This window comes from Aeromonas sp. 601027, from assembly GCF_049174455.1.
In the GTDB taxonomy this organism is placed as follows: Bacteria; Pseudomonadota; Gammaproteobacteria; order Enterobacterales; family Aeromonadaceae; genus Aeromonas; species Aeromonas veronii_A.
In genome coordinates this window covers 188,260-208,898 of the sequence record NZ_JAAKTN010000005.1, presented here as the reverse complement: position 1 = coordinate 208,898, position 20,639 = coordinate 188,260, and the positions used below count along the sequence as shown (strand labels likewise).

20 protein-coding genes, 1 tRNA gene and 1 riboswitch are annotated in these 20,639 nt (G+C 58.2%); of the genes, 14 read left to right on the top strand and 7 right to left on the bottom strand.

Going from position 1 to position 20,639, the window contains the following annotated elements:
• The first annotated feature begins 216 nt into the window (after positions 1–216).
• The gene (aqpZ, locus tag G5193_RS08935) at positions 217–906 is read left to right on the top strand and encodes an aquaporin Z (RefSeq protein WP_421205840.1); all 690 of its coding nucleotides are present in this window, start codon (positions 217–219) and stop codon (positions 904–906) included.
• A gap of 92 nt (positions 907–998) precedes the next feature.
• Here aqpZ and G5193_RS08930 read toward each other — a convergent pair whose 3' ends face one another.
• Positions 999–1,748: a lytic transglycosylase domain-containing protein gene (locus G5193_RS08930; protein WP_410170577.1), complete on the bottom strand. Its 750-nt coding sequence runs from the start codon at positions 1,746–1,748 to the stop codon at positions 999–1,001.
• Between the two features lie 325 nt (positions 1,749–2,073).
• On the opposite strand from G5193_RS08930, the gene G5193_RS08925 reads away from it, so the two are divergent.
• Complete coding sequence (locus G5193_RS08925; RefSeq protein WP_266134531.1) at positions 2,074–2,514, top strand: GNAT family N-acetyltransferase; 441 nt, start codon at positions 2,074–2,076, stop codon at positions 2,512–2,514.
• Positions 2,515–2,519: 5 nt separating this feature from the next.
• On the opposite strand, the gene G5193_RS08920 is transcribed toward G5193_RS08925, so the two are convergent.
• Positions 2,520–3,062 carry a DUF1439 domain-containing protein gene (locus G5193_RS08920; protein ID WP_005344183.1) on the bottom strand — a complete coding sequence of 181 codons (543 nt, stop codon included), beginning with the start codon at positions 3,060–3,062 and terminating at the stop codon, positions 2,520–2,522.
• 95 nt (positions 3,063–3,157) lie between these two features.
• Here G5193_RS08920 and cls point away from each other — a divergent pair, with 95 nt between their 5' ends.
• Positions 3,158–4,639 (top strand): cardiolipin synthase, encoded by a 1,482-nt coding sequence (gene cls / locus G5193_RS08915; protein ID WP_421205839.1) that lies wholly within the window; start codon positions 3,158–3,160, stop codon positions 4,637–4,639.
• A gap of 107 nt (positions 4,640–4,746) precedes the next feature.
• Positions 4,747–6,009, top strand: coding sequence for a DUF945 family protein (locus G5193_RS08910; RefSeq protein ID WP_421205838.1), 1,263 nt, complete (start codon positions 4,747–4,749; stop codon positions 6,007–6,009).
• A 79-nt stretch (positions 6,010–6,088) separates the two neighbouring features.
• On the opposite strand, the gene purU is transcribed toward G5193_RS08910, so the two are convergent.
• On the bottom strand, positions 6,089–6,925 hold the full coding sequence (gene purU, locus G5193_RS08905; RefSeq protein ID WP_115544112.1) for a formyltetrahydrofolate deformylase: 837 nt from the start codon (positions 6,923–6,925) through the stop codon (positions 6,089–6,091).
• Positions 6,926–7,189: 264 nt separating this feature from the next.
• Positions 7,190–7,346: riboswitch (FMN riboswitch) on the top strand.
• A 104-nt stretch (positions 7,347–7,450) separates the two neighbouring features.
• On the opposite strand from purU, the gene ribB reads away from it, so the two are divergent.
• Positions 7,451–8,104, top strand: a complete 654-nt coding sequence (gene ribB, locus G5193_RS08900) for a 3,4-dihydroxy-2-butanone-4-phosphate synthase (protein WP_227340962.1) — start codon at positions 7,451–7,453, stop codon at positions 8,102–8,104.
• A 225-nt stretch (positions 8,105–8,329) separates the two neighbouring features.
• Entirely contained in the window at positions 8,330–8,572 is a 243-nt protein-coding gene (locus G5193_RS08895) for an Lpp/OprI family alanine-zipper lipoprotein (RefSeq protein ID WP_005334342.1), read from the top strand.
• Between the two features lie 172 nt (positions 8,573–8,744).
• On the opposite strand, the gene G5193_RS08890 is transcribed toward G5193_RS08895, so the two are convergent.
• Together G5193_RS08890 and G5193_RS08885 are read right to left on the bottom strand one after the other, a co-directional pair.
• The gene (locus G5193_RS08890) at positions 8,745–9,593 is read right to left on the bottom strand and encodes a tetratricopeptide repeat protein (protein ID WP_421205837.1); all 849 of its coding nucleotides are present in this window, start codon (positions 9,591–9,593) and stop codon (positions 8,745–8,747) included.
• Complete coding sequence (locus tag G5193_RS08885; RefSeq protein ID WP_158112381.1) at positions 9,590–10,309, bottom strand: 4'-phosphopantetheinyl transferase family protein; 720 nt, start codon at positions 10,307–10,309, stop codon at positions 9,590–9,592. Before G5193_RS08885 ends, G5193_RS08890 begins: the two co-directional genes overlap by 4 nt.
• Positions 10,310–10,584: 275 nt before the next feature.
• Here G5193_RS08885 and G5193_RS08880 point away from each other — a divergent pair, with 275 nt between their 5' ends.
• The 4 genes from G5193_RS08880 to G5193_RS08865 all read left to right on the top strand — a co-directional run bounded on the left by G5193_RS08880 (position 10,585) and on the right by G5193_RS08865 (position 14,823).
• A complete protein-coding gene (locus G5193_RS08880) occupies positions 10,585–11,073 on the top strand; it encodes a C40 family peptidase (protein ID WP_421172010.1) in 489 nt (162 codons plus the stop codon).
• 148 nt (positions 11,074–11,221) lie between these two features.
• Positions 11,222–12,193 (top strand): 23S rRNA (adenine(1618)-N(6))-methyltransferase RlmF, encoded by a 972-nt coding sequence (gene rlmF / locus G5193_RS08875; RefSeq protein ID WP_216951710.1) that lies wholly within the window; start codon positions 11,222–11,224, stop codon positions 12,191–12,193.
• Between the two features lie 243 nt (positions 12,194–12,436).
• On the top strand, positions 12,437–13,162 hold the full coding sequence (locus G5193_RS08870) for a MaoC family dehydratase (protein WP_421205836.1): 726 nt from the start codon (positions 12,437–12,439) through the stop codon (positions 13,160–13,162).
• Positions 13,163–13,407: 245 nt separating this feature from the next.
• Positions 13,408–14,823 carry an SLC13 family permease gene (locus G5193_RS08865; RefSeq protein ID WP_421205835.1) on the top strand — a complete coding sequence of 472 codons (1,416 nt, stop codon included), beginning with the start codon at positions 13,408–13,410 and terminating at the stop codon, positions 14,821–14,823.
• A 66-nt stretch (positions 14,824–14,889) separates the two neighbouring features.
• Here the strand turns inward: G5193_RS08865 and G5193_RS08860 are convergent, their stop codons facing one another.
• Positions 14,890–15,879 carry a DUF481 domain-containing protein gene (locus G5193_RS08860; protein WP_421205834.1) on the bottom strand — a complete coding sequence of 330 codons (990 nt, stop codon included), beginning with the start codon at positions 15,877–15,879 and terminating at the stop codon, positions 14,890–14,892.
• Between the two features lie 39 nt (positions 15,880–15,918).
• On the bottom strand, positions 15,919–16,875 hold the full coding sequence (locus G5193_RS08855) for a L,D-transpeptidase family protein (protein WP_421205833.1): 957 nt from the start codon (positions 16,873–16,875) through the stop codon (positions 15,919–15,921).
• Positions 16,876–17,266: 391 nt separating this feature from the next.
• Here G5193_RS08855 and G5193_RS08850 point away from each other — a divergent pair.
• The 4 genes from G5193_RS08850 to tsgA all read left to right on the top strand — a co-directional run bounded on the left by G5193_RS08850 (position 17,267) and on the right by tsgA (position 20,548).
• Positions 17,267–17,356, top strand: a tRNA-Ser gene (locus G5193_RS08850).
• A 365-nt stretch (positions 17,357–17,721) separates the two neighbouring features.
• Entirely contained in the window at positions 17,722–18,303 is a 582-nt protein-coding gene (locus G5193_RS08845) for a DUF1349 domain-containing protein (protein ID WP_421205832.1), read from the top strand.
• Positions 18,304–18,629: 326 nt separating this feature from the next.
• Complete coding sequence (deoD, locus tag G5193_RS08840) at positions 18,630–19,331, top strand: purine-nucleoside phosphorylase (RefSeq protein ID WP_421205831.1); 702 nt, start codon at positions 18,630–18,632, stop codon at positions 19,329–19,331.
• A gap of 53 nt (positions 19,332–19,384) precedes the next feature.
• Positions 19,385–20,548 carry an MFS transporter TsgA gene (gene tsgA / locus G5193_RS08835; RefSeq protein ID WP_421205830.1) on the top strand — a complete coding sequence of 388 codons (1,164 nt, stop codon included), beginning with the start codon at positions 19,385–19,387 and terminating at the stop codon, positions 20,546–20,548.
• Positions 20,549–20,639: the final 91 nt, after the last annotated feature.

The following is a 20,639-nucleotide window of genomic DNA, read 5'->3' as shown; positions in this document are numbered from 1 at the left end:
CATAAGTTGTCGCATGAGGCTCCTTGTTGGCAACAGCCTCTGTGTGGCTTGCTACTGATAAATATCTCTATTAATCAACCAATTGTGACTTGAGTCACGTTTTCTGGCGACTGGTAACCGGGTTCGCATCGGCTATTGCTGCTCCCATAATGCTGCGCGTGTTAACGCATGGCCCCTTTGCGGGCCTTTTTATCTCATCTTATCGGGAGACATACAGTGAAACCTGTTGCAGCAGAGTTTTTGGGAACCTTCTGGCTGGTATTGGGAGGTTGTGGCAGTGCCGTGCTGGCTGCAGCCTTCCCCCATGTGGGGATCGGCCTCTTGGGCGTATCGCTGGCATTCGGCCTGACCGTGCTGACCATGGCCTATGCCATCGGCCATATCTCCGGTTGCCATCTCAACCCGGCCGTCACCATCGGTCTGTGGGCGGGTGGTCGTTTTCCGGCATCCGGTGTACTGCCTTATATCGTGGCGCAAGTGCTGGGTGGCATTGCCGCCGCTGCCGTGCTTTACGTGATTGCCAGCGGTCAGGCCGGTTTTGATCTCTCCGCCGGCTTTGCCTCCAACGGCTACGGTGAGCACTCTCCGGGCGGCTACAGCATGATGGCGGCACTGGTGTGCGAAGCTGTGATGACCGGCTTCTTCCTGTTCGTCATCATGGGCGCTACCGACAGCCGTGCGCCAGCTGTGCTTGCTCCGGTTGCCATCGGCCTGTGCCTGACCCTGATCCATCTGGTGAGCATTCCGGTGACCAATACCTCGGTCAACCCGGCCCGCAGTACCGGCGTTGCGCTGTTTGTCGGTGACTGGGCGGTCAGCCAGCTGTGGTTGTTCTGGGTTGCCCCGATTGTCGGTGCCATTCTGGGTGCGCTGGCTTATCGCCTGGTGGCGACGGAGCAGAAGTAATCATTTGCGAAACAAAGTGTGGTATCGACACGCCTGAGGGCGTGTTTTTTGTTTCTGGAGGAGTGAGATAAGAGAACTCACCAAGCCAAACGTCAGAGTCCCTTGGCCTGCAGCATCTCTTTGTAGCGCTGATGGAGCAACTGGACGCGCTCCACATAAGCGCGCGTTTCCGCATAGGGTGGGATGCCGCCATGTTTTTGTACGGCGCCCGCCCCGGCGTTGTAGGCCGCGGTCGCCAGCGCAATGTTGCCGTCATACTGCTTGAGCAGTCCCGCTAGGTATTTCACCCCGCCGAAAATATTCTGTTCCGCCAGCAGGGCATTGCCGACCCCCAGCTCCCGCGCTGTGGCGGGCATCAGCTGGGTCAGCCCCATCGCCCCCTTGCGGGAGACCGCCAGCGGATTGAAAGCGGATTCCGCATGGATCAGCGCCCGGATCAGCGCAGGCTCAACCTGATAGGTTTTGGCGGCCGCCTTGATGGTGCTGGCATAGTCATAGAGAAACAGCCCTGTGGTCTGCCAGTTGACGCTGGATTTGGGGTCGCAGGCGAAGCAGTCGTTGAACAGCAGCAGCTCGTAATGGCCCTGTTCGGGCGCCATGTCGGAGTAGCGTACCACCCCGTTTTGCTGCACCGATTTATAGACCTGGATCTGCTTCTTGCCGCCAGCGGCGGTTGCCGCCGTTTGAGCGGTTTCGGGTTGTGGGGCGGGCGCAGCATGATTGACCGGGCGCAAGGGAGAGGGGGCTGCGGTCAGGAAGACCACCTCCGCGGGAGGGGGCGTCTGGCTCCATCCACTCAAGGGGATCAACACCATCTGGCCTGCCAGCATCCATGCTTTCAACCGTCACACTCCTTCCCTGGATCATCATGTTGAGTAAAGCACCATGGCGAGTGCAGAACAAGCGTACAAACAGGGAGTTGTGAAGTGGAGGGGGGATTTGACCGAGGGACGGGGGGATGCCGGAGTATGGCCAGGAGAGGCGCCAAAAGGTGGAATTTTCCGGTAGCTAATGGTCATAAGCGTCTTAGGGAAGTGCTCCAGCATGCTCGCTTTTTTGTTAATAAAAGGCATGCTATCTTGCTGGTGTAAGCTGGTCTGGCTAGTTAGTTTCAATCTATCTTATCTACTGATTATAAAGGAATTTTTTGTGTCAGGAATGCTGGCGATGGAACTCATCTTCGAGGAGTACTGTGACGCCGATCTCTCTCTCATCAAGGATTATTACGAGACGACTTTTTCCCACTATGTGCCGGATCTGGCAGAGCGGGTCTTTGTCGTACGTGATGCTCACTGGCTGGTGGGGGCGGTTCGGTTGCGGGACGAGGAGGAGTTTTATCATCTGTGCGGCTTTCGTCTGTTGCCTCACTACCAGTCGCTGGGATTGGGTTCACGGCTGTTGCAGCACGCCTGTCACGGTCTGGAGGACAAACCGGTAGTCTGTCAGGTACTGCCTTTCGAGAAACCCTTCTATCTCAAGGCCGGTTTTGCCGATATCTCCCTCAACCAATTGAGCGGGTCACTCTTCTCCCTTTATGAGCAACAGCAGCAGCAGGGTTATCAGGTGGAGCTGCTGGTACGGGATACCAGCCAGCCCCTCCTGAATTGAGCGGGCTAGCGGGGTCTGGTCAGCAGGTGGATTTTGCCCGGTGACAGCTCCAGCCCCAGCAGGTTTTCTTTCAGCCAGGCTTGTTGCGGATCCTTGTCATCCAGTCGGTAAACCGGTTTGCTCTCAAGACGCTTCTCCATGCTCTGCAGCAGCATACCGAGCATCATGCCGAACTTTCTCTCTGCCGCCTCCGGTTCCAGCTTGTACTCCACCAGTTTCATGTTGTCGAGAAACAGCGCGCTCTGGCTCTTGTCATAGCGGGGTCTTGCCTCATAGGTCATCTGCAGGCGGGCGTCATATTCGGTATTGTCGGGCAGGGCGATCTTGAGCTTGCCCTTGCCATAGACTCGGGCGGTGTCTGGCTGTTGACGGCCAATCTGGACATCGCTCTGCTCCAGCTTCACATGGGCCTTTATGATGCCGGGCAGCTCCAGCTGTTTGTCGACTTGCACCTGGGATTGCAGGTACTGATTGATCTGCTGCTCATTGATGTCATATGAGCCTTGACCTAGCATGGCCAGGCTGAGCAGCATGGATTGCAGAATCATGGGGGCAACCTGATAGAATGGATTTGCCTTACAGCATACCATTCCTGACTGGCAGGATCTGCCGACCACTGTTTGTTGATGAAAAGGAGTTACCGTTGCTAAACGGTCTGGAACATGATCTCCACCTGCTGTTCTCCCGCTTTCTGGGCTGGCTGCTACTGCTTTTTCATACCGTTATCGTCGCGGGTGTGTCGTTTCGGGTAGTGATGAAACGCCGCCCCATCGGGGTGTCGCTGGCCTGGCTGGCGCTGATCTACGCCATTCCGTTTGCCGGCGTCGGCTTTTACTTGCTGTTTGGTGAAATCAAGTTGGGGCGCCGCCGCGCCGAGCGGGCACAGGCCATGTATCGCCCTTACGCTATCTGGATTCGTCAGTTGGCCCGCCTTTTCCCCCAGCATTGCTGCGAGGTGGGGGAAAAGGCCCAACCATTGCACGATCTGATCCAGGGGCGGTTGGCCATGCCCATGCTCTCCGGTAACCGGATGACTCTGCTCAGCCAACCCGACCAGATCCTGCATGAGATTGCTCAGGATATTCGCCGCTCGACGCTCTCATGCTATCTGGAGTTCTATATCTGGCACCCCGGCGGTGATGCCGACGAGGTGTGTGAAGCACTGATGGAAGTCGCGCTGTGCGGCGTGGATTGTCGTTTGTTGCTCGATTCGGTGGGCAGCAAGCACTTCTTCCGCTCCGGGTGGCCGAAAAAGCTGCGCAAGGCGGGGGTCAAGCTGGTGGAGGTGCTGCCGGTCGGCGCCTGGCGCATTCCGTTCCAGCGGCAGGATTTGCGAATGCACCGCAAGTTGGTGGTGATCGATGACAAGGTCGGCTATACCGGCTCCATGAACATGGTGGATCCCCGTTTTTTCAAGCAGGATGCCGGGGTCGGCCAGTGGGTCGACATCATGATCCGGGTGCAGGGGCCCATGGTGCCGCTGATGTGGTCGATCTTTGTCTGGGACTGGGAGATGGAGACCGGCGAGCGGCTGCTCGACAGTCTGCAGCATGAGCCGGAAGCCTGGCCCCAGACCAACTACCGCGCCCAGCTGATCCCGTCCGGCCCCTTCGTCGGCGGCGACTGCATCCAGCAGAGCCTGCTGCTGGCCATCTATCAGGCGCGCAGCCATCTGGTGCTGACGACCCCTTACTTTGTGCCCGACGATCCGCTGGCGGCCGCACTCAGTTCGGCGGCGGCGCGCGGGGTGCAGGTGCAGCTGGTGTTGCCGGCACGCAACGACTCCATCATGGCCAATTACGCCTGCAACGCCTTTATGGAGGAGCTGCTGGCGGCCGGGGTGGAGATCTACCGCTACGATGCCGGTCTGCTCCATACCAAGAGCGTGCTGGTGGATGATGACTTCGCGCTGGTGGGGACGGTCAATCTGGATCGGCGCAGCCTCTGGCTCAACTTCGAGGTGACCCTGCTGGTGGATAACCCCTCGTTCGTGGCCCAGATGACCCGGCTGGTACAGGGCTATATGGCGGAAGCCACCCCGATGACCCTGGCCCAATGGCAGGCCCGCCCCTGGTACAAGAAGGCGATGGAGAACATCTTCTATCTCTTCAGCCCCTTGCTGTGATGTTGTGGCGAGCCGCAAGAAAGTGGACTCGCCATCTGATTGGACTTGCCTAGCCCCGAGTCCGCCCCGTAGAGTGCAGTGACAACTCCCTGGAGACACATGGATATATGAAAAAGATAGTGGCCCTCGCCGTGGGTGCGGCACTGGTAGGTGGTGGTCTGGCTGCGTGTTGGTACACGGGCAACAGCTTCGACAACATCATGGCGGAGCAGATCGCCAAGGTAGAGCAAGAGACCGGTATCGATATGCAGTGGCAGCCGAGTAGCAGCAGCCTCTTCACCCGTGACGGGGTCCTGAAGGTCGTGGTGACGCCGGAGGAGCTGGTTGCCATTGACAGCGAGCTGGAGGGCAGTCAGTCCATCGAGTTGCAACTGGTGGTCAAGAGCCAGATCCTGCCGCTCTACATCAAGAGCCACCTCCTGCTCGATACCCATAATGGCACGCTAGCGCCGGTTTTCACCGCACTGGGCATGGAGCAGTGGGAACTCGGTCTGGAGTCGGTCACCAGTCTCTGGACCCAGGGTAACAGCAGCCGTTTCTGGGCCAATGAATTCAAGGTAAAACAGGGGCTGGACGAGTTCAGCTTCCTGCCCCTGAGCGGCGAGTTCCACGGCAATCTGGAGGGGAATGGTCACCTCACCATGACCTGGCAGGGGATGACGGTCCATGAAGAGCAGAGCAAGATGGACTTGGTGCTTGCCGATCTGAAAGGGAGTGCCGACATTGCCGAGATCAGCGGTGTGCTCCTCTCGCCCCAGAGCGAGATGACCCTCTCGGCCCTCACGGTACAACTGCCTGACAGCGTCAAGGTTGCCCTGCAGGGGATGATTACCGAGACTCAGCTGACCGGTGATGATGCCCAGACCCTCTCCAGCAGCTATCAGATGAAAATTGCCAAGCTGGATCTGGAGAACGAGACTGACACCCTGGCGGTGACCGACAGCAAGTTGGCGCTCAACCTCAACGGTCTGGATCTGGAAGGGTATCAGGGGCTGCAGGCCGCCGGTGGCAAGGGAGTTGAAGATGCCGCTATCCAGCAGGCGCTGGACAAGATGCTCAAACGTGGCGCGACCCTTGAACTGGCCGATCTCAGCGCCAAGCTCAACGGTGAGGCGGTGACCATGAAGGGGGACGTGAAGCTGGCCTCCACTTCGCTGGAGCAGCTGTTCAACAGCGACGCGGGAATGCAGGCCCTCTCCGGCGTGCTGCATGCCAGCCTCAGCGACAAGCTGGGCAAGGCGGTGCCGCAACTGGCCCCCATGCTCGATCAGCTGACCCTGATGGGTTATCTGAAGGCCGACAAGCAAGCGCTGACCTCCGAGCTGAAGCTGGAGAAGGGCGCGGTGACGGTAAACGATCTGCCGCTCTGACACTCGGCGCAGAAACAACAACGGCTCCCGCGGGAGCCGTTGTTGTTTCTGGCGTTTGCATATGGGCCGTGTGGGCGAATTACTTGAAGACCACCGTCTTGTTGCCGTAGACGAACACCCGCTCGTTCAGTACCAGCTCCAGCGCGCGGCTCAGCACCGATTTCTCCACATCCCGACCCGCCTTGGCCATGTCGTCCGCACTGAAGGCATGACCGACGTGGATCACGTCCTGTTCGACGATGGGACCCTCATCCAGATCGTCAGTCACGAAGTGGGCGGTGGCACCGATCAGCTTGACCCCGCGATCGAATGCCTGCCGGTAGGGGCGGGCACCGATGAAAGCGGGCAGGAAGGAGTGGTGGATGTTGAGGATCTTGCGCGGGTAGGCCTCGACGAAGCTCGGTGTCAGCACCCGCATGTACTTGGCCAGGATCACATAGTCAGGCTCATAGCCGTCGATGATGGCGCGAACCTGCTCCTCATGCTCTGTCCGGCTCAGACCCTCGTGACTGACGGTGTGGAACGGGATATCGAATTTGCCGGTGAGCTCGGCCAGGGTGTCGTAGTTGCCGATCACCGCGACGATATCCATATCCAGCGCGCCCGCGTAGTTCTTCATTAGAATATCGCCGAGGCAGTGGGTCTCCTTGGTCACCAGGATAACGATACGCTTCTTGCCCGCCTTGACCAGACGGCGCTGGGCTCCGGTGGGCAGGGCATCATCAAGGTCGGCCAGCAGGGTCTCGTCGTTGAAGCGCCCTTCCAGCTCGGTACGCATAAAGAAGCGGCCATTCTCGTGATCCACAAACTCATCGTTCTTGATGATGTTGAGCTGATGCTTGTAGCAGATGTTGGTGATCTTGGCGATGAGCCCTTTGGCATCCGGGCAATCCGTGAGCAGTATTTTCTTTTCCATCTCTGTCATTTTCCGTTTGTGGTGTTGGCGCTACTGTCTGCGCCGGCAGCGTTGTTCAGGCTCTCTTTTCGGGCCCTGTTTTTTGTTTCGGGAACTATGCCATAAACCGATCCGCGCCATAAAGAAATTCGCCAGTCGCCAGTCACTGTCTTTCGCGCTTGCGAACGGGTTGAAGAGCGCGATCCTGGGCGCAATGTTGAAACGCTTTTCAGCCAGCGGGGATTTGGGCTGGTATCTGCAACCGTTTTTCTTTAGGCTGTCTGCGCTTATTCTCAGGGCGGGGTGCAATTCCCCACCGGCGGTATCCTGATTGACTCGGGGAGCCCGCGAGCGCCCGACTTGGCTGATTGCCGGGTTGGGGTCAGCAGATCCGGTGAGATGCCGGAGCCGACGGTCATAGTCCGGATGAAAGAGGATAAGACAGACATTGCCGCGTTGGCCCTAGTGGGCTGGCCGCTGCATGCTCATCTCTGTCTGCCTTTCCATGCCCTGATTCTGGTCCTTGTCTTGTTTAGGAGTTTTACCATGAATCAGTCTCTACTCAGTGAATTCGGTGATCCCATTGCCCGCGTCGAAGCTGCCCTAACGGCTTTACGTGCCGGAGGCGGCGTGCTGGTGGCCGACGATGAAGATCGGGAGAACGAGGGCGACCTCATTTTCGCCGCCGAATCCATGACCAATGAACAGATGGCGTTGATGATCCGCGAGTGCTCCGGCATCGTCTGCCTCTGCCTGCCCGACGAGCGGGTTCGCCAGCTCGAACTGCCGATGATGGTGGAGGCCAACTCCAGCCACTACCAGACCGCCTTTACCGTGACCATCGAAGCGGCGCAGGGGGTCACGACCGGTGTCTCGGCGGCTGATCGCATCACCACCATCCGTGCAGCCATCGCAGACGGCGCCAAACCGGGTGATCTGCACCGCCCGGGTCATGTTTTCCCGTTGCGGGCGCGAACCGGTGGGGTGCTTACCCGCCGTGGTCATACCGAAGCCACGGTCGATCTGATGCAGCTGGCTGGCCTCAAACCGTTTGGTGTGTTGTGTGAATTGACCAAAGAAGATGGCTCGATGGCGCGTCTGCCAGACCTGGTTGCGTTCGGTCGCAAGCACCGGATGCCGGTGCTGACCATCGAGGATCTGGTGCAATATCGTCAATTGTTGTCAGAACGTACAGCCTGAGCCTCATACGAAATTGTAATAAGGCAAAAATTTGGTTAACCTTTGTCCGTGCCCCCACCACACGGCACTCATTTTTTAGACGAATCTGGACAAAAACTGTTCATTCAAAAAAAAATGAGGGTTTTAATGCATTTATCTGTGGTGGGGACTATGCAAAGTAGGATTTTTTTGTGCCATAATCACGCCGCTTGCTAAACGTCTGGCGAGTTCAAGGGAGCTTTAAAAATGAAAAAATTGTTGTTGGTAGGTGTTGTTGGTCTGTCCGCTCTGCTGGGCGGTTGTGCAAACACCAGCGAACTGGAAACTTCCGTTCAGAATCTGTCTAACAAAGTTGACCAACTGGCTCAAGATGTTAGCGCAGTTCGTGCTGATCAGTCCAAAATCGCTGCTGATGTTGCCGAAGCCAAGCAAGAAGCTATGCGTGCTAACCAGCGCATCGACAACATGGCTACTTCCTACAAGAAGTAATCCATGCGAAAAAAATGGCGCAGTTTTGCGCCATTTTTTTTTGCCTGAAATTCACAGTATCTCCACTATTCCCACAGCACCTTATTCCCACAGTACCTTCTTCGTACTTGACCCATGAGGTCATGCCGGTCTCCCGGCACTCCCCCATCATTACCAGCCAGTTCGATTCCGATCAGTAGAGCAGACTATAGAGTTTGCGACGGTAGCTCTGCGCCTGTGGTGTGTTACCCATAGTGGCGAGAATATCGAGATAGGTCTTTCTGGCTTCGCCGAATGCCAAGTCCCGTTTGAGGATCGCCAGCAGCAGTTCCAATGCCTCTTCCTGACGGCCGGCCTGGTTGTATTGCACAGCAAGTTCTTGTGCCAGACCAAAATCATCAGGCTGTTCTGCATGACGGGCTTCCAGCGCGCGCAGTTCCGGGCTGTCTGCCGCTTGCAGGGCCAGCGCCAGTCGTGAGCTCAGGGTATGGAAGTGACTTTCCTGTGCCACCATCGGGATGGTGCCAAGGCGCTCCTGCGCTTCATCCAGCAGGTTGAGGTCGAGCGCGGCCTGAATGAGCCACAGGCTGATGTCGTGACGTTCAGGGGCCAGCTGGTGTGCCTTGGTCAGATGGGCATAGGCGATGCTGGGCTGCTCGTCAGCCAGTGCCTGTTGCCCCTTGGCCAGCAACTCTTCCTCTTCTTTGGGGGTGAAGGCGGCGAAATACTGGCGCAGGGTGGCTTCATCCTGCGGCCCTTCGATGATCCCCTGTTCGTCAGGGCGACCCTGATGGAACAGCACCAATGCGGGTAGGGCGCGCAGGCCGAGCTGGCTGGCGAGCGGTTGCAACTGGGGATCGTTCATATCCACCTTGGCCAGGGTGACCTGCTCATTAGCGGGCCCAACCAGTGATTCGATCAGCGGTGTCATCCCGTGACACTCCGGCATCTGCGGAGCATGGAAATAGATGACGACCGGCTTCTTCATGGAGGCATCGATCAGTTCAGCGTGAAAATTCTGGGGAGTAATGTCGACGATCATGAGTTGGACTCTTCAGAAAGGGTGTTGAGTAACATGGGGTTGAGTGACTGGCAATTCAAGCGCTCATCAAGCCGGTAAAAGGTCACGGGGGTTGCCGCCGCGAGACTGAGCCAGCCGCTGGCAAAGGGCCAATCCTGTACCTGATAAGGGGTGTCATCGAGCCGGTTGTCGAGTCGCCACCCTTCCTCCGGGAGAAACCGCACCTTCTCCAGTCCCGCCGCTATGCCGCCACCGTGGGCTTTCAGTACCGCCTCCTTGCGTGACCAGAGCCGGTAGAAGGCACTCTCCTGCTCTGGAGCAGGCAGCGCGCAGAGCCACTCATATTCACTCTGTGCATAAAACCGGCGGGCCAGGGGGAGGGGGTGATGCCGCCGTTTGCCCAGTTCGATATCCACCCCAAGCTGCCCCTGCGGGCAGAGCGCCAACACCAGCCAGCTGCCACTGTGGCTCAGATTGAACTGCCAAGCATCATCATGCAGTTGGGGCTTGCCGTGGGGGCCGTTGCAAAATTGCAGGCTGGCGGCAGGGCGTTGCAGCCTCTCGGACAACAGCTGGCGCAGCAGGGCGCGGCTCACCAGATATTCCTGACGCCGTTCAGGATGGGTCATGGTTTGCCAGATATGCAGCTCATCGGTTGACAGCCATTCAGGCAATTGAGCAAGCAGTGCCTGGCATACCCTGGCTGGTTTTAACAAAAAAAGATCGGTTTCGATCATGATTTTTCACTTTAAAAAGGTGCTGAAGCAGGGATAAAAGCCAGTTATCTATGAGGCCAAAGGTCCTTTTTGCGATTGTATATTGTTTGGGCATGATCACATTAATTATGAAAAATCGTGCATTTCCTTGCAAAAATGTGAGCTTGATAGGGATTTTCACTTGCCTCGATAGAATTCTTGGATATAGTCGGGTGCTGTTGCCTTATAAATTGCCCTTTGGGGCCGTATTTTAACAAGATTTACTATTTTGCGGGGATAAAGGATTGCGCTACCTGATGCTACTGCTGGTCGCGCTCGGAATGGCGGGTTGTGCTTCGGCACCCCAACCCGAGGTCGCGAGCAAGATCGAAGTTTCCATGATGGAACCCGTTATTGAACCGGAAGCTTCGCAGACACCCGATGTGAATGAAATCCTGACAGTATACAAAGAGTGGCGCGGTACCCCTTACCGCTACGGTGGTACAACCGAACGTGGTATCGATTGTTCCGCCTTCGCCCGTGAAGTGTTTCGCAATGCGGTCGGTATTGAACTTCCCCGCGATACCCGCTCCCAAGTTCACGAAGGGACGCGCGTTTCCAAGCAGGATCTGGTCGAAGGTGATCTGGTCTTCTTCAAAATCAATCGTCGTCTCAACCACGTTGGTATCTATGTCGGGAATGGCGAATTCATTCACGCCTCGACTCGAGCCGGTGTGACCCGCTCCAAGCTGGACAGCCAATACTGGCGCAGCAAGTTCTGGCAAGCTCGCCGGATCGATATCTGAGTCAGGCTGGACAAACGGCTCGCAGTACGGACTGTTTTTCCAACCTCACTTGAACCGGGCTCGATAGCCCGGTTTTTTATTGCCCTCGTTTAGACTTTCCCGAGTCAAATCACTATAGTGTGGGCCCGTTTTCTTCGGCAGGCTCAGCATGAAACCCCGCATCCCATCAGCTGGTGGCCCCAAGTCGGGCGACCGTAAATCCGGACTTCACTCCCGTAATCGCCATGAGGCGGGTTACGACTTTGAGGCGCTCTGCCTGCGAACTCCCGAGTTGGCCGTCCACGTATTTATCAATGACTACGGTACCCGCACCATCGATTTTGCCAATCCCGATGCAGTGAAGTCCCTCAATCGCGCCCTGCTGGCCCATCACTACGGGATTGCCCACTGGGACTTGCCTACCGGTTACCTCTGCCCGCCTATCCCGGGACGGGTGGACTACCTGCACTGGGCGGCCGATCTGTTGGCCGAGAGCGCAGGCCAGCTCCCTACCGGCAAGGGGGTGAGAGTGCTGGATATCGGGGTGGGGGCAAACTGCATCTATCCGCTGCTAGGCTGCCGCGAATATGGCTGGCGTTTTGTCGGATCGGATATCGATCCGGTCTCGGTCAAGGCGGCCACCCTGCTGGCCAAGAGCAACGGGCTCGGCAATCAGATTGAGTGTCGCCTGCAGGGAAACCCCAACCATGTGTTTCGCGGCATCATAGGGCCAAAGGAGCGCTTTGCCCTGACGCTGTGCAATCCGCCGTTCCATGCGTCGCTGGAAGAGGCGAGCAAGGGGACGGAGCGCAAGCTGCGCAATCTGGGCAAGGAGGTGACAGGCGCCCCTGTGCTCAACTTCGGCGGCCAGAAGGCCGAGCTCTGGTGTGAAGGGGGCGAGGCGGCGTTTCTGGCCAACATGATCGCCCAGAGCAAGGAGTTTGCCACTCAGTGCCTCTGGTTCAGCTCGCTGGTGTCGAAAAAAGAGAATCTGCCGGGGGCGAAAAAGGCGTTGAACCGGGTGGGGGCGCGTCAGGTACGGGTGATCGACATGGCGCAGGGCAACAAGGTGAGCCGGATCCTCGCCTGGTCCTTTCTGGATGAAGAGGGATTGCGTAGCGGCTGGTCGAGCGCGCGCTGACCCCCACCACAAGGCCCGATGAGGGCCTTTTTCATGATGAGCCCCGCGAATTTCCCCTGCTGGCGGCATCTTTGGCAATCGATTTCCTCATTGGCAGATCGTGCTGGTTTACATGGTGTAAGTAGTTACTTCCGCCTTGGTACAGGTGTACGCCGAGATTTTTTTGCACTTACAGCTGAAACTTTAATAAAATAGGACTGGTTAGACCTCTTTACAGGCAATGAATCACATAGGGATCGGAACATGAAAGTTGTCGATTTTCTGAAGCGCAAGCGCGAAATTTTGGCGCAGCACCCCTTTGAGCTCAAGGATTGGCTCTCACCGGCGATCCGCGACTACTGGCGTGAGTTTCAGCAAAAGGCACATCTTCACCCTTTGCTGGGTCGTGTACTGGACTTGCAAACCGAGACCCAGAGCGTGCAGCAACAGGATGCAGCAACCGTGGCACGGGTGGCCAACGGTCAGCCTGCCGTGGCTCAGGAACCCGCTGTGGAGCTGGGAGCCGAGGCGGCCGAGCTCTATGCCGCCCTGCAGGCCCGCATCGGTGAAGAGACCCATGTCGGCGAGTGGCTCCACGTCAGCCAGCAGATGATCGATCAGTTTGCTGCCGTGACCGGGGATCACCAGTGGATCCACACCAATCCTGAGCGCGCGGCCGCCGAGTCCCCCTTCAAGACCACCATCGCCCACGGCTTCCTGACCCTGGCGCTGCTGCCGCAGTTAACCGGCTCGGTCGATGAGGCCACTCCCGAGTTCCCGACCGCCCGCATGGTGGTGAATTTCGGACTGGATCAGGTACGTTTCCCGTACCCCATCAAGGTGGATAGCAACATCCGCGCCCGCACCAAGCTTGCCCGGGTCACCCCTATCAAGGGTGGGCTGGAGCTGCTCAAAGAGATCAAGGTCGAGATCGAAGGGATCCGCCGCCCGGGTTGCGTCATCGAGTCGGTGACCCGCATCTACTTCTGAGCTCCCTCATCGGCATGAATGGTGAAACGGGCCCGCTGTCCTGTGCAACGAACAGCGGGCCCGTTTTTTTGCCTGTTTGTTGCAAGGGCTGAGGCGTCAGCCATAGCGCGCCGACCCCAGCTTGATATGACTCACAAAACGGTGCGCCGTGCAGTTAGCCAGCTCTCATTTTGGCGAGTTGGCGGCATGAGGCGATAGCATGTTATGCCACTATTGGTTTCTTACTCCCGATCCTGGAGACAATAGTGCCCATCAATAACAAGATTATTCTGCCACTGCTGCTGAGCCTCACCATCCTGCTGATCCCGACCCACTGGATCCCGCTGGAGGGGATCACCGTCATCGAGCAGCGGGTCGTGGCCATTTTCGTGCTGGCCGCCCTCTGCTGGATCCTGGAGCCCATCCCCATCTTCGCCACCTCGGTGCTGATCATCGTGCTGGAGCTGCTGTTGCTCTCCGACAAGGGGCTCTGGTTCATGACTGCCGACAAGGCTGAACCGGGCTTTGGTGAGCTGCTCAAGTCCACCGAGGTGATGGCGACCTTTGCCTCGCCGGTCATCATGCTGTTTCTCGGCGGTTTTTTCCTCGCCATTGCGGCGACCAAATACCATCTGGATGTCAATCTGGCGCGGGTGTTGCTGCGCCCGTTCGGTCAGGATCCCCGGATCGTCATGCTGGGGCTGATGTTGATCACCGCCACCTTCTCCATGTTTATGAGCAATACCGCCACCACCGCCATGATGCTGGCCATCCTTACCCCGGTGCTGGCGGCGTTTCCCGACAAGGACCCGGCCAAAATCGGCTTTGTGCTGGCCATTCCGCTGGCGGCCAACCTCGGCGGGATCGGCACTCCCATCGGCACTCCGCCCAACGCAGTGGCCCTCAAATACCTGACCGGCGAGCATGCCATCTCGTTCGGTCAGTGGATGGGATTTGCGGTGCCCTTTGTGGTGTTGCTGTTGCTGCTTGGCTGGTTCCTGCTGGGGCGCTTCTTCCCGAGTTCCCTCAAGCTGATGGATCTCAAGATTGAGGGGCGCTTTATGCAGACCCCTCGCGCCTGGGTGGTCTACCTCACCTTTATCACCACCATAGTGCTCTGGCTGCTGGGGGATCTGCATGGCATGAGCTCCTACGTGGTCGCCATGATCCCGGTAGCTGTGTTCCTGACCACCGGCATCATCACCAAGGACGATCTGCACAAGATCTCCCTCGATGTGCTCTGGCTGGTCTCGGGTGGTATCGCGCTGGGGCTGGCGCTGGAGGACTCCGGGTTGGCCGAGCGGCTCATCACCCACATTCCGTTCCACGAATACTCCACGCTGGCGGTGCTGATTGGTGCCTGTCTGCTGGCAGTGGTGATGGCCAACTTCATGTCCAACACCGCAACCGCCAATCTGTTGCTGCCACTGGTGGCGGCACTGGCGGTCAGTATGCCGGAGCTGGCAGAGTGGGGCGGCAGTCACACCCTGATCCTGGCGGTCACCATTTCGGTTTCGCTCGGGATGTCGCTGCCCATCAGTACCCCGCCCAATGCGCTGGCCCACGCCACCGGTCTGGTGGAGAGTCACCAGATGGTGCGCATCGGCGTCATCATGGGGTTGGTCGGCACCCTGCTGGCGATGGTATGGATCTACCAGATTGCCGCCTGGGGGCTGATCTAGCGAGCCTGTCTGCCTAAAGCAAAGAGGAGCCGAATTGGCTCCTCTTTGCGTGTTGGGGATCCGGGGCTAGAAACTGACGCCAAGGCTGAGCAGGTGTCTTAATTCGCTCTCGCGGGGTTCCGGGCTGCCTGTGTCGACAAGGATGTCAGCATCTTCCCAATTCAGCTCACTCGACCAGGAGAGGCGCAGATGGTCATTGAAGTAGTAGCGCAACCCTATGCTGCCTTTCAGATCCTGATTACGGGTGACATAGGGGGAGGGTTGTGCCAGATATTTCAGATAGCGCCCCTGGCTGAACAGTTCCATTTTCTCCTGCCAGAGGGAGAAAGGTTGGCGATAATCCCAGTTCAGGCCAGCGAAGGGGTAGTCTATGACCCGTTCACCCAGAAAAACGCCGGTGATCTTGCTATCTTCACGGAAGTAGAGCCGACTTAGCCCCCCTTGGGCCATCAGCTCCAGTCGGCGGCGCTTGTCGTTCCAAAAGCGATAGCCAGGCCCCGAGCCATAGTCCATGTAGAGATAGCGATCTTTATCCAGCATGTCATATTCGGCATCGAGTGAGGTGCGCAAGAACCACTGCTGGTTGAAGAAGTAGTCCAGCGTAGGGTTGAGCTGATAATAATGGCTGTCGGTGACGTTGTCAGCGGTCTCATAGGTGTATTCACCGGAGAAGCTGTAACGCCAGTCCAGATTGGCCAGCTCGCTTTTCCACTTGAGGTTGACGTTGTTGGTCTGCTTGTCATTCTGTTTGAGTTTGACATTGAGATCGCCGCTGCCGGTCCAGAGCCAGGCGTTGCGTTCATCCTGGTCATCCTCGAACAGCTTGAGCCCACCCTTTGCCGTCGCCTTGGGTTTGTCCTCTTTATCGATGCGCCAGCGTTTGATGGCCTCCCGCTGGACGGTGACTGCGCCGCTGTAGGGCAGGGCGATGCGCACCGACTGTTCGGTCACCTCCTCGATGTTGCCGGTCAGACGATCGCCATTGTTCATCCAGAGAATGTCCTTGGCCCACAAGGAGTGACAGGCCAACAGGAGCAGGAGGGGCAGGAATTTCATGAGGTAAGGTGACTCCGGTGCGACTCGGGCGCTGGTGACTTAACCACTGACAAGCTGGCTGCTGATGGGGCGGGGCAGGCCATTTTTTCTCTCCAGCGCTGCCGTCACCTCATCCTGCATCACGTCAGGTGCGCTGATAAAGCTCTCTATGGCCGGAGATAGCACCAGCGGGGCGCCATTTTCAAGCTCCTCTTCGGTGCGGGAGAGCGGGGAGTGTACCTCCAGCCAGCGCCGACCATCCGGTTCGATGGCGACCTTGACCGGTTGATTGATGACCCGCACCGGCGTGCCAATCGGCACAATCTTGAACAGGGCCTCTATATCGTCAGGTCGCAGCCGGATGCAGCCTGCACTCACCCGAAGACCGACGCCAAAATCCTTGTTGGTGCCGTGGATCAGGTAGTCGCGCTTGCCATAGCCAAGGCGCATGGCGAACTTGCCGAGGGGATTCTCCGGGCCGGGGGGCACCACGGCGGGCAGGGTGATCCCTTTTTGCTCCAGCCAGGATTTGCGCACCATGGGACCGGGTACCCAGGTCGGGTTGGGATTCTTCTCGATGACGGTGGTGGTCATCTCCGGAGTCTCACGGCCGATATCACCAATCCCGATGGGCAGCACGATGACCTCGCTCTTCCCTTTGGGGAAGTAGTAGAGGCGCAGTTCGGGCAGATTGATGACGATCCCCTCGCGAGGCACATCAGGCAGTAGCATCTGGGTGGGCAGCGTCAAGCGGGTGCCCGGCTTGGGTAAATAGGGGTCTACACCCGGATTTGCTTCAAGCAGCGCCAAAAATCCAATTTGTGTATTTTTGCCAACCAGCTCCAGATGCTCATTCTGCTGGATGATGTAATCCTCCAGCTCACCGATAAGGCGACTCCCGGCTGGTGGCAGCGGGTAGCGTTTGGCCTCTGCCGGCGTGGCGCAGAGCAGGATGGCTGCCAGCAGCAGGGAAAGGGCGGGCGTTAAGGGTAGGGGCTTGAGTTTCGGCAATCGCATAAGAAGATCCATCAGTTCAATCGGGGCGGAACATCATCAATACAGCCGCCAGGATGGCGCGATTGTTCCTCAATCAGCCCATGATTACCAGCTTGCCGCGCACCCGCAATGATTTGGGGATACATAGGAAACCAGCCAAAATCGGCATCACCCATAAATTTGAGTGCCAAGCAGGAAAAAGAGGCGCCTGATGGCAATGGGGGAATATCACGACGTGGATAATGGCCGGGTGTGCGAGCGGGTGGATACAGAGCCATACAAGAGTGGCCTCGCAACGCAGGCCGTGCGTGAAGCATTGTGAGCCTGCTCCCAGATAGCTGATTCAGCCATTTGATATCTAAGAAATTTTTATTGCATCCTCGGTCCAGCTCGGGTAAAAATCTCATCCCACGGAGAGATGCCGGAGTGGCCGAACGGGATTGACTCGAAATCAATTGTGGCAGCAATGCCACCCAGGGTTCGAATCCCTGTCTCTCCGCCACATACCAAGCCCAAGCAATTAAATTGCTTGGGCTTTTTCGTTTCGTGTGATGCCTGATATGCCATCTGATGTTGGCGGGCTTGAAGCGTCCCCTCTATCGACCACCTGTTAGTCGACTCGAGCCCATATCGAGATGTCTTATCGTCGTGCAATAGGGGCCCCCTTTTACTTGCCCGATCGCCTATCGGTTGCAAGGTTGGCCCCAACGGCTTGCTCGCCAGTCATGATGGCGACACAATGGAGTCCCTTTGGTTGGCCGCTCGCAGCTGGGGCTCGTGGCCGAATGGCCAGCGATAGTATGAGCGCGCCCGAGTGTTATGGGCCGGTGACAACGGGAAACATGGCGAGAACAGGAGCAAAAGAGGATGAGGGAAGGGCTTGAATGGTTCTGGCTCAATGAACCGGCCGAATGGCACAAAACAAGCGACGGCTTGCTGGTGGTAACGGACAAGCAGACCGATTTTTGGCGCAGCACTTGGTATGGTTTCGAGCGCCACAGTGGGCATCTCTATGGCTGTGAGGTCGAGGGGGAATTTACCTTTCAGGTCTGTGTCGAAGGGGAGTTCACGACCCTCTACGATCAGGCGGGGCTGATGTTGCTGCAAGACGAGGCGCACTGGCTCAAAGCGGGGATAGAGTACAACGATGCCCAACCGATGATCGGCAGCGTGCTCACCAATCAGCGATCTGACTGGGCCACCGGTATTTTCAGCGGCAATCCGCGCCGTTTCTGGCTGCGCCTGACCCGGCTGGCCGATTGTCTGCGTCTGCAATACTCCACCGATGGTGAGGTGTGGCCACTGCTGCGGCTCGCTCCGTTCCCGCCAGGCGAGCGCTGCTTTATCGGGGTGATGTGCTGCACCCCCGAGCGGCAGGGGTTGGTGGTGCGTTTTTCGGATCTGCGCCTCACGCCGCCCCTGGGCAAGGCACTGCATGATTTGAGCTAGCCAGCCCATGGCTGGCATTGCGTGTCAACCGGCAGAGTGAACAATGCCGTCGGCCTGTAGCGTCATTCGCAGGGTCTATCGAGCGGGAGGGGCGTTGCCCTCCCGCTTTTTTACACCGGTAGGTCGGGAATGGCGGGTGGCTGTGATGGGCAAGCCTTGGCAAGCAACGTCGAAAAGCATGCGGTATGCGATGTAGCAGACACAAGTTACCGGAACTGGGATCTCGATCGGGACAACAGGACTTTTGTCCTGCAAGGGGAGGTGGGGTGGCGGCTAGGATGGCCACATCAAAACAATAAAACGAGTCAAACTGGAGCACAACAACCATGACCGCTCATATCAATGCCAACCCGGGCGATTTCGCCGAGACCGTCATTATGCCGGGGGACCCGCTGCGGGCCCGCTATATCGCCGAGACCTTTCTGACCAATGCACGCGAGGTGACCAATGTGCGCAATATGCTGGGCTACACCGGCTATTACAACGGCCAGCGCATCTCGGTGATGGGCCACGGCATGGGGATCCCCTCCATGGTGCTCTACGCCCACGAGCTGGTGAACGACTTCGGGGTCAAGCGCATCATCCGCATCGGCAGTCTGGGAGCGACCCAGCGCCACGTGCAGATGCGCGACGTCATTCTGGCGCAGGCGGCGGGCACAGATTCCCCGACCAATGCCAAGCGCAGCGCCGGTTACCAGATGGCGACCTCGGCCGACTTTGCCCTGCTGCACAAGGCGTTTACCAAGGCGCAGGAGAAGGCGATTCCGGTCAAGGTGGGCAATATCTTCACCGGCGACCTCTATTACGATCCGGACGAAAACCTCATTCCGGCGCTGGAGAAGTTTGGAGTGCTTGGCATCGACATGGAGGTGGCCGGTCTCTACGGGCTGGCCCATCAGCAGGGGATAGAGGCGCTCGCCATCCTGACTGTCTCCGACCACTGCCTGACCGGTGAAGAGACCACTGCCGAAGAGCGGCAACTCTCCTTCAACCAGATGATCGAGCTGGCGCTGCACACCGCGCTGTAAGCGCCGCAGTCCGCCCACCCCTGCACGCACCCTGACCCCAAGAGAGATCCAATATGAACAATAAGCTCTCCCTCACTGCCATCAGCTTCCTGGCCAACTTTGTGATGGCCGGTTTTGCGACCCAGTTCGGCATGCTGATCGACCCCATCGCCGCCAAGTTCGGCGCCGACGTCAATCAGGTGGCCTCCATCTTCTCCCTGCTCAACGGCGGGGCGCTGGCGGGCACCATTGCCGCCTTCTTCCTTATCGAGAAGGTGGGGCTCAAGCGGATGACCCTGCTCTGCTACGGCCTGATCGCGCTGGCGGCGGCTTCGCTCCATCTGACCGGCTCGCTCTATGTGGTGATGGCTGCCATGACGGTGATCGGCCTGTGTGGCGGGGTGGGACTCTGCATTGCAGGGACGCTGGTGGTGAGCATCTGGCAGGCGCGGATGCAGAGCACCATGCTGGTGGTGCAGGATGCCACCTTCAACGTGGCCGGGGTGGTCTTCCCGCTTATCACCACCTACACCCTGACTCACGCCATGGCGTGGAGCTGGAGCTATCTGGCGGTGGGCGTGGTGGCGCTGGCGACCATGCTGGTGGCGGTGCTGACCAACTTCCGCAGCTGCGAGGCGGGTGGCGAGAGCGCAGGCAACGAGCACTCGGAGTGGAACCTCGGCATCATCAGCGGCGGGTTGGGGCTCTTTCTAGGCATGCTGGCGCTCTACACCTTCCTCACCTGGGCGCCCATGTTCGTGAAGAATAAGTTCGGCATCCCCTTCGAGGAGGCGGGCAACATCATCACCCAATACTGGACGGCTGCCCTGCTCGGCGCACTGGTCTCCACCGCCATCGTGACCCGCATTGCGATCCGAACCTTCCTGCTGGTGATCATCACCCTAGCGATGGGGATGACGGCGCTTATCGTCACCACCGATAACCTGAGCCAGTTGCCATACCTCACCTATGGTTACGGCTTTGTCTGCGCGGCGCTCTACAACGCCTTTATCGCCTACGGGGTGTCGTTTGTGCGCCAGGCGTCGAGCAAGAACGTCTCCTACATCCTCATCAGCGGCAGCGCGGGGGCCATGTTCAGCCCGGCCATCAGCGCCATGTTCGAGCAGGTGATCGGCTTGCAGGCGGTGATGTACGCCATCCCGCTTATCTACGCCGTGATCCTCGCCATGCTGGTAGCCTCGCTGCGCATGGCCCGGCCTCAGCCCTGTCTCGCCTGAGCGGGGGAGTAAACAGCAAGAGGGGCGGTATAAACCGCCCCTCTTTTTTGTTGCTGTTCCGCTTGTTGCTGCTCAGTCGGCAACTGAGGCC

Coding starts and splice junctions, on each gene's coding strand:
- G5193_RS08925 (WP_266134531.1), top strand. CDS start 2,074: ATGGAACTCATCTTCGAGGAGTACTGTGACGCCGATCTCTCTCTCATC.
- G5193_RS08920 (WP_005344183.1), bottom strand. CDS start 3,062: ATGATTCTGCAATCCATGCTGCTCAGCCTGGCCATGCTAGGTCAAGGC.
- G5193_RS08910 (WP_421205838.1), top strand. CDS start 4,747: ATGAAAAAGATAGTGGCCCTCGCCGTGGGTGCGGCACTGGTAGGTGGT.
- purU (WP_115544112.1), bottom strand. CDS start 6,925: ATGGAAAAGAAAATACTGCTCACGGATTGCCCGGATGCCAAAGGGCTC.
- ribB (WP_227340962.1), top strand. CDS start 7,451: ATGAATCAGTCTCTACTCAGTGAATTCGGTGATCCCATTGCCCGCGTC.
- G5193_RS08895 (WP_005334342.1), top strand. CDS start 8,330: ATGAAAAAATTGTTGTTGGTAGGTGTTGTTGGTCTGTCCGCTCTGCTG.
- G5193_RS08890 (WP_421205837.1), bottom strand. CDS start 9,593: ATGATCGTCGACATTACTCCCCAGAATTTTCACGCTGAACTGATCGAT.
- G5193_RS08885 (WP_158112381.1), bottom strand. CDS start 10,309: ATGATCGAAACCGATCTTTTTTTGTTAAAACCAGCCAGGGTATGCCAG.
- G5193_RS08880 (WP_421172010.1), top strand. CDS start 10,585: ATGCTACTGCTGGTCGCGCTCGGAATGGCGGGTTGTGCTTCGGCACCC.
- rlmF (WP_216951710.1), top strand. CDS start 11,222: ATGAAACCCCGCATCCCATCAGCTGGTGGCCCCAAGTCGGGCGACCGT.
- G5193_RS08870 (WP_421205836.1), top strand. CDS start 12,437: ATGAAAGTTGTCGATTTTCTGAAGCGCAAGCGCGAAATTTTGGCGCAG.
- G5193_RS08860 (WP_421205834.1), bottom strand. CDS start 15,879: ATGAAATTCCTGCCCCTCCTGCTCCTGTTGGCCTGTCACTCCTTGTGG.
- G5193_RS08855 (WP_421205833.1), bottom strand. CDS start 16,875: ATGCGATTGCCGAAACTCAAGCCCCTACCCTTAACGCCCGCCCTTTCC.
- G5193_RS08845 (WP_421205832.1), top strand. CDS start 17,722: ATGAGGGAAGGGCTTGAATGGTTCTGGCTCAATGAACCGGCCGAATGG.
- deoD (WP_421205831.1), top strand. CDS start 18,630: ATGACCGCTCATATCAATGCCAACCCGGGCGATTTCGCCGAGACCGTC.
- tsgA (WP_421205830.1), top strand. CDS start 19,385: ATGAACAATAAGCTCTCCCTCACTGCCATCAGCTTCCTGGCCAACTTT.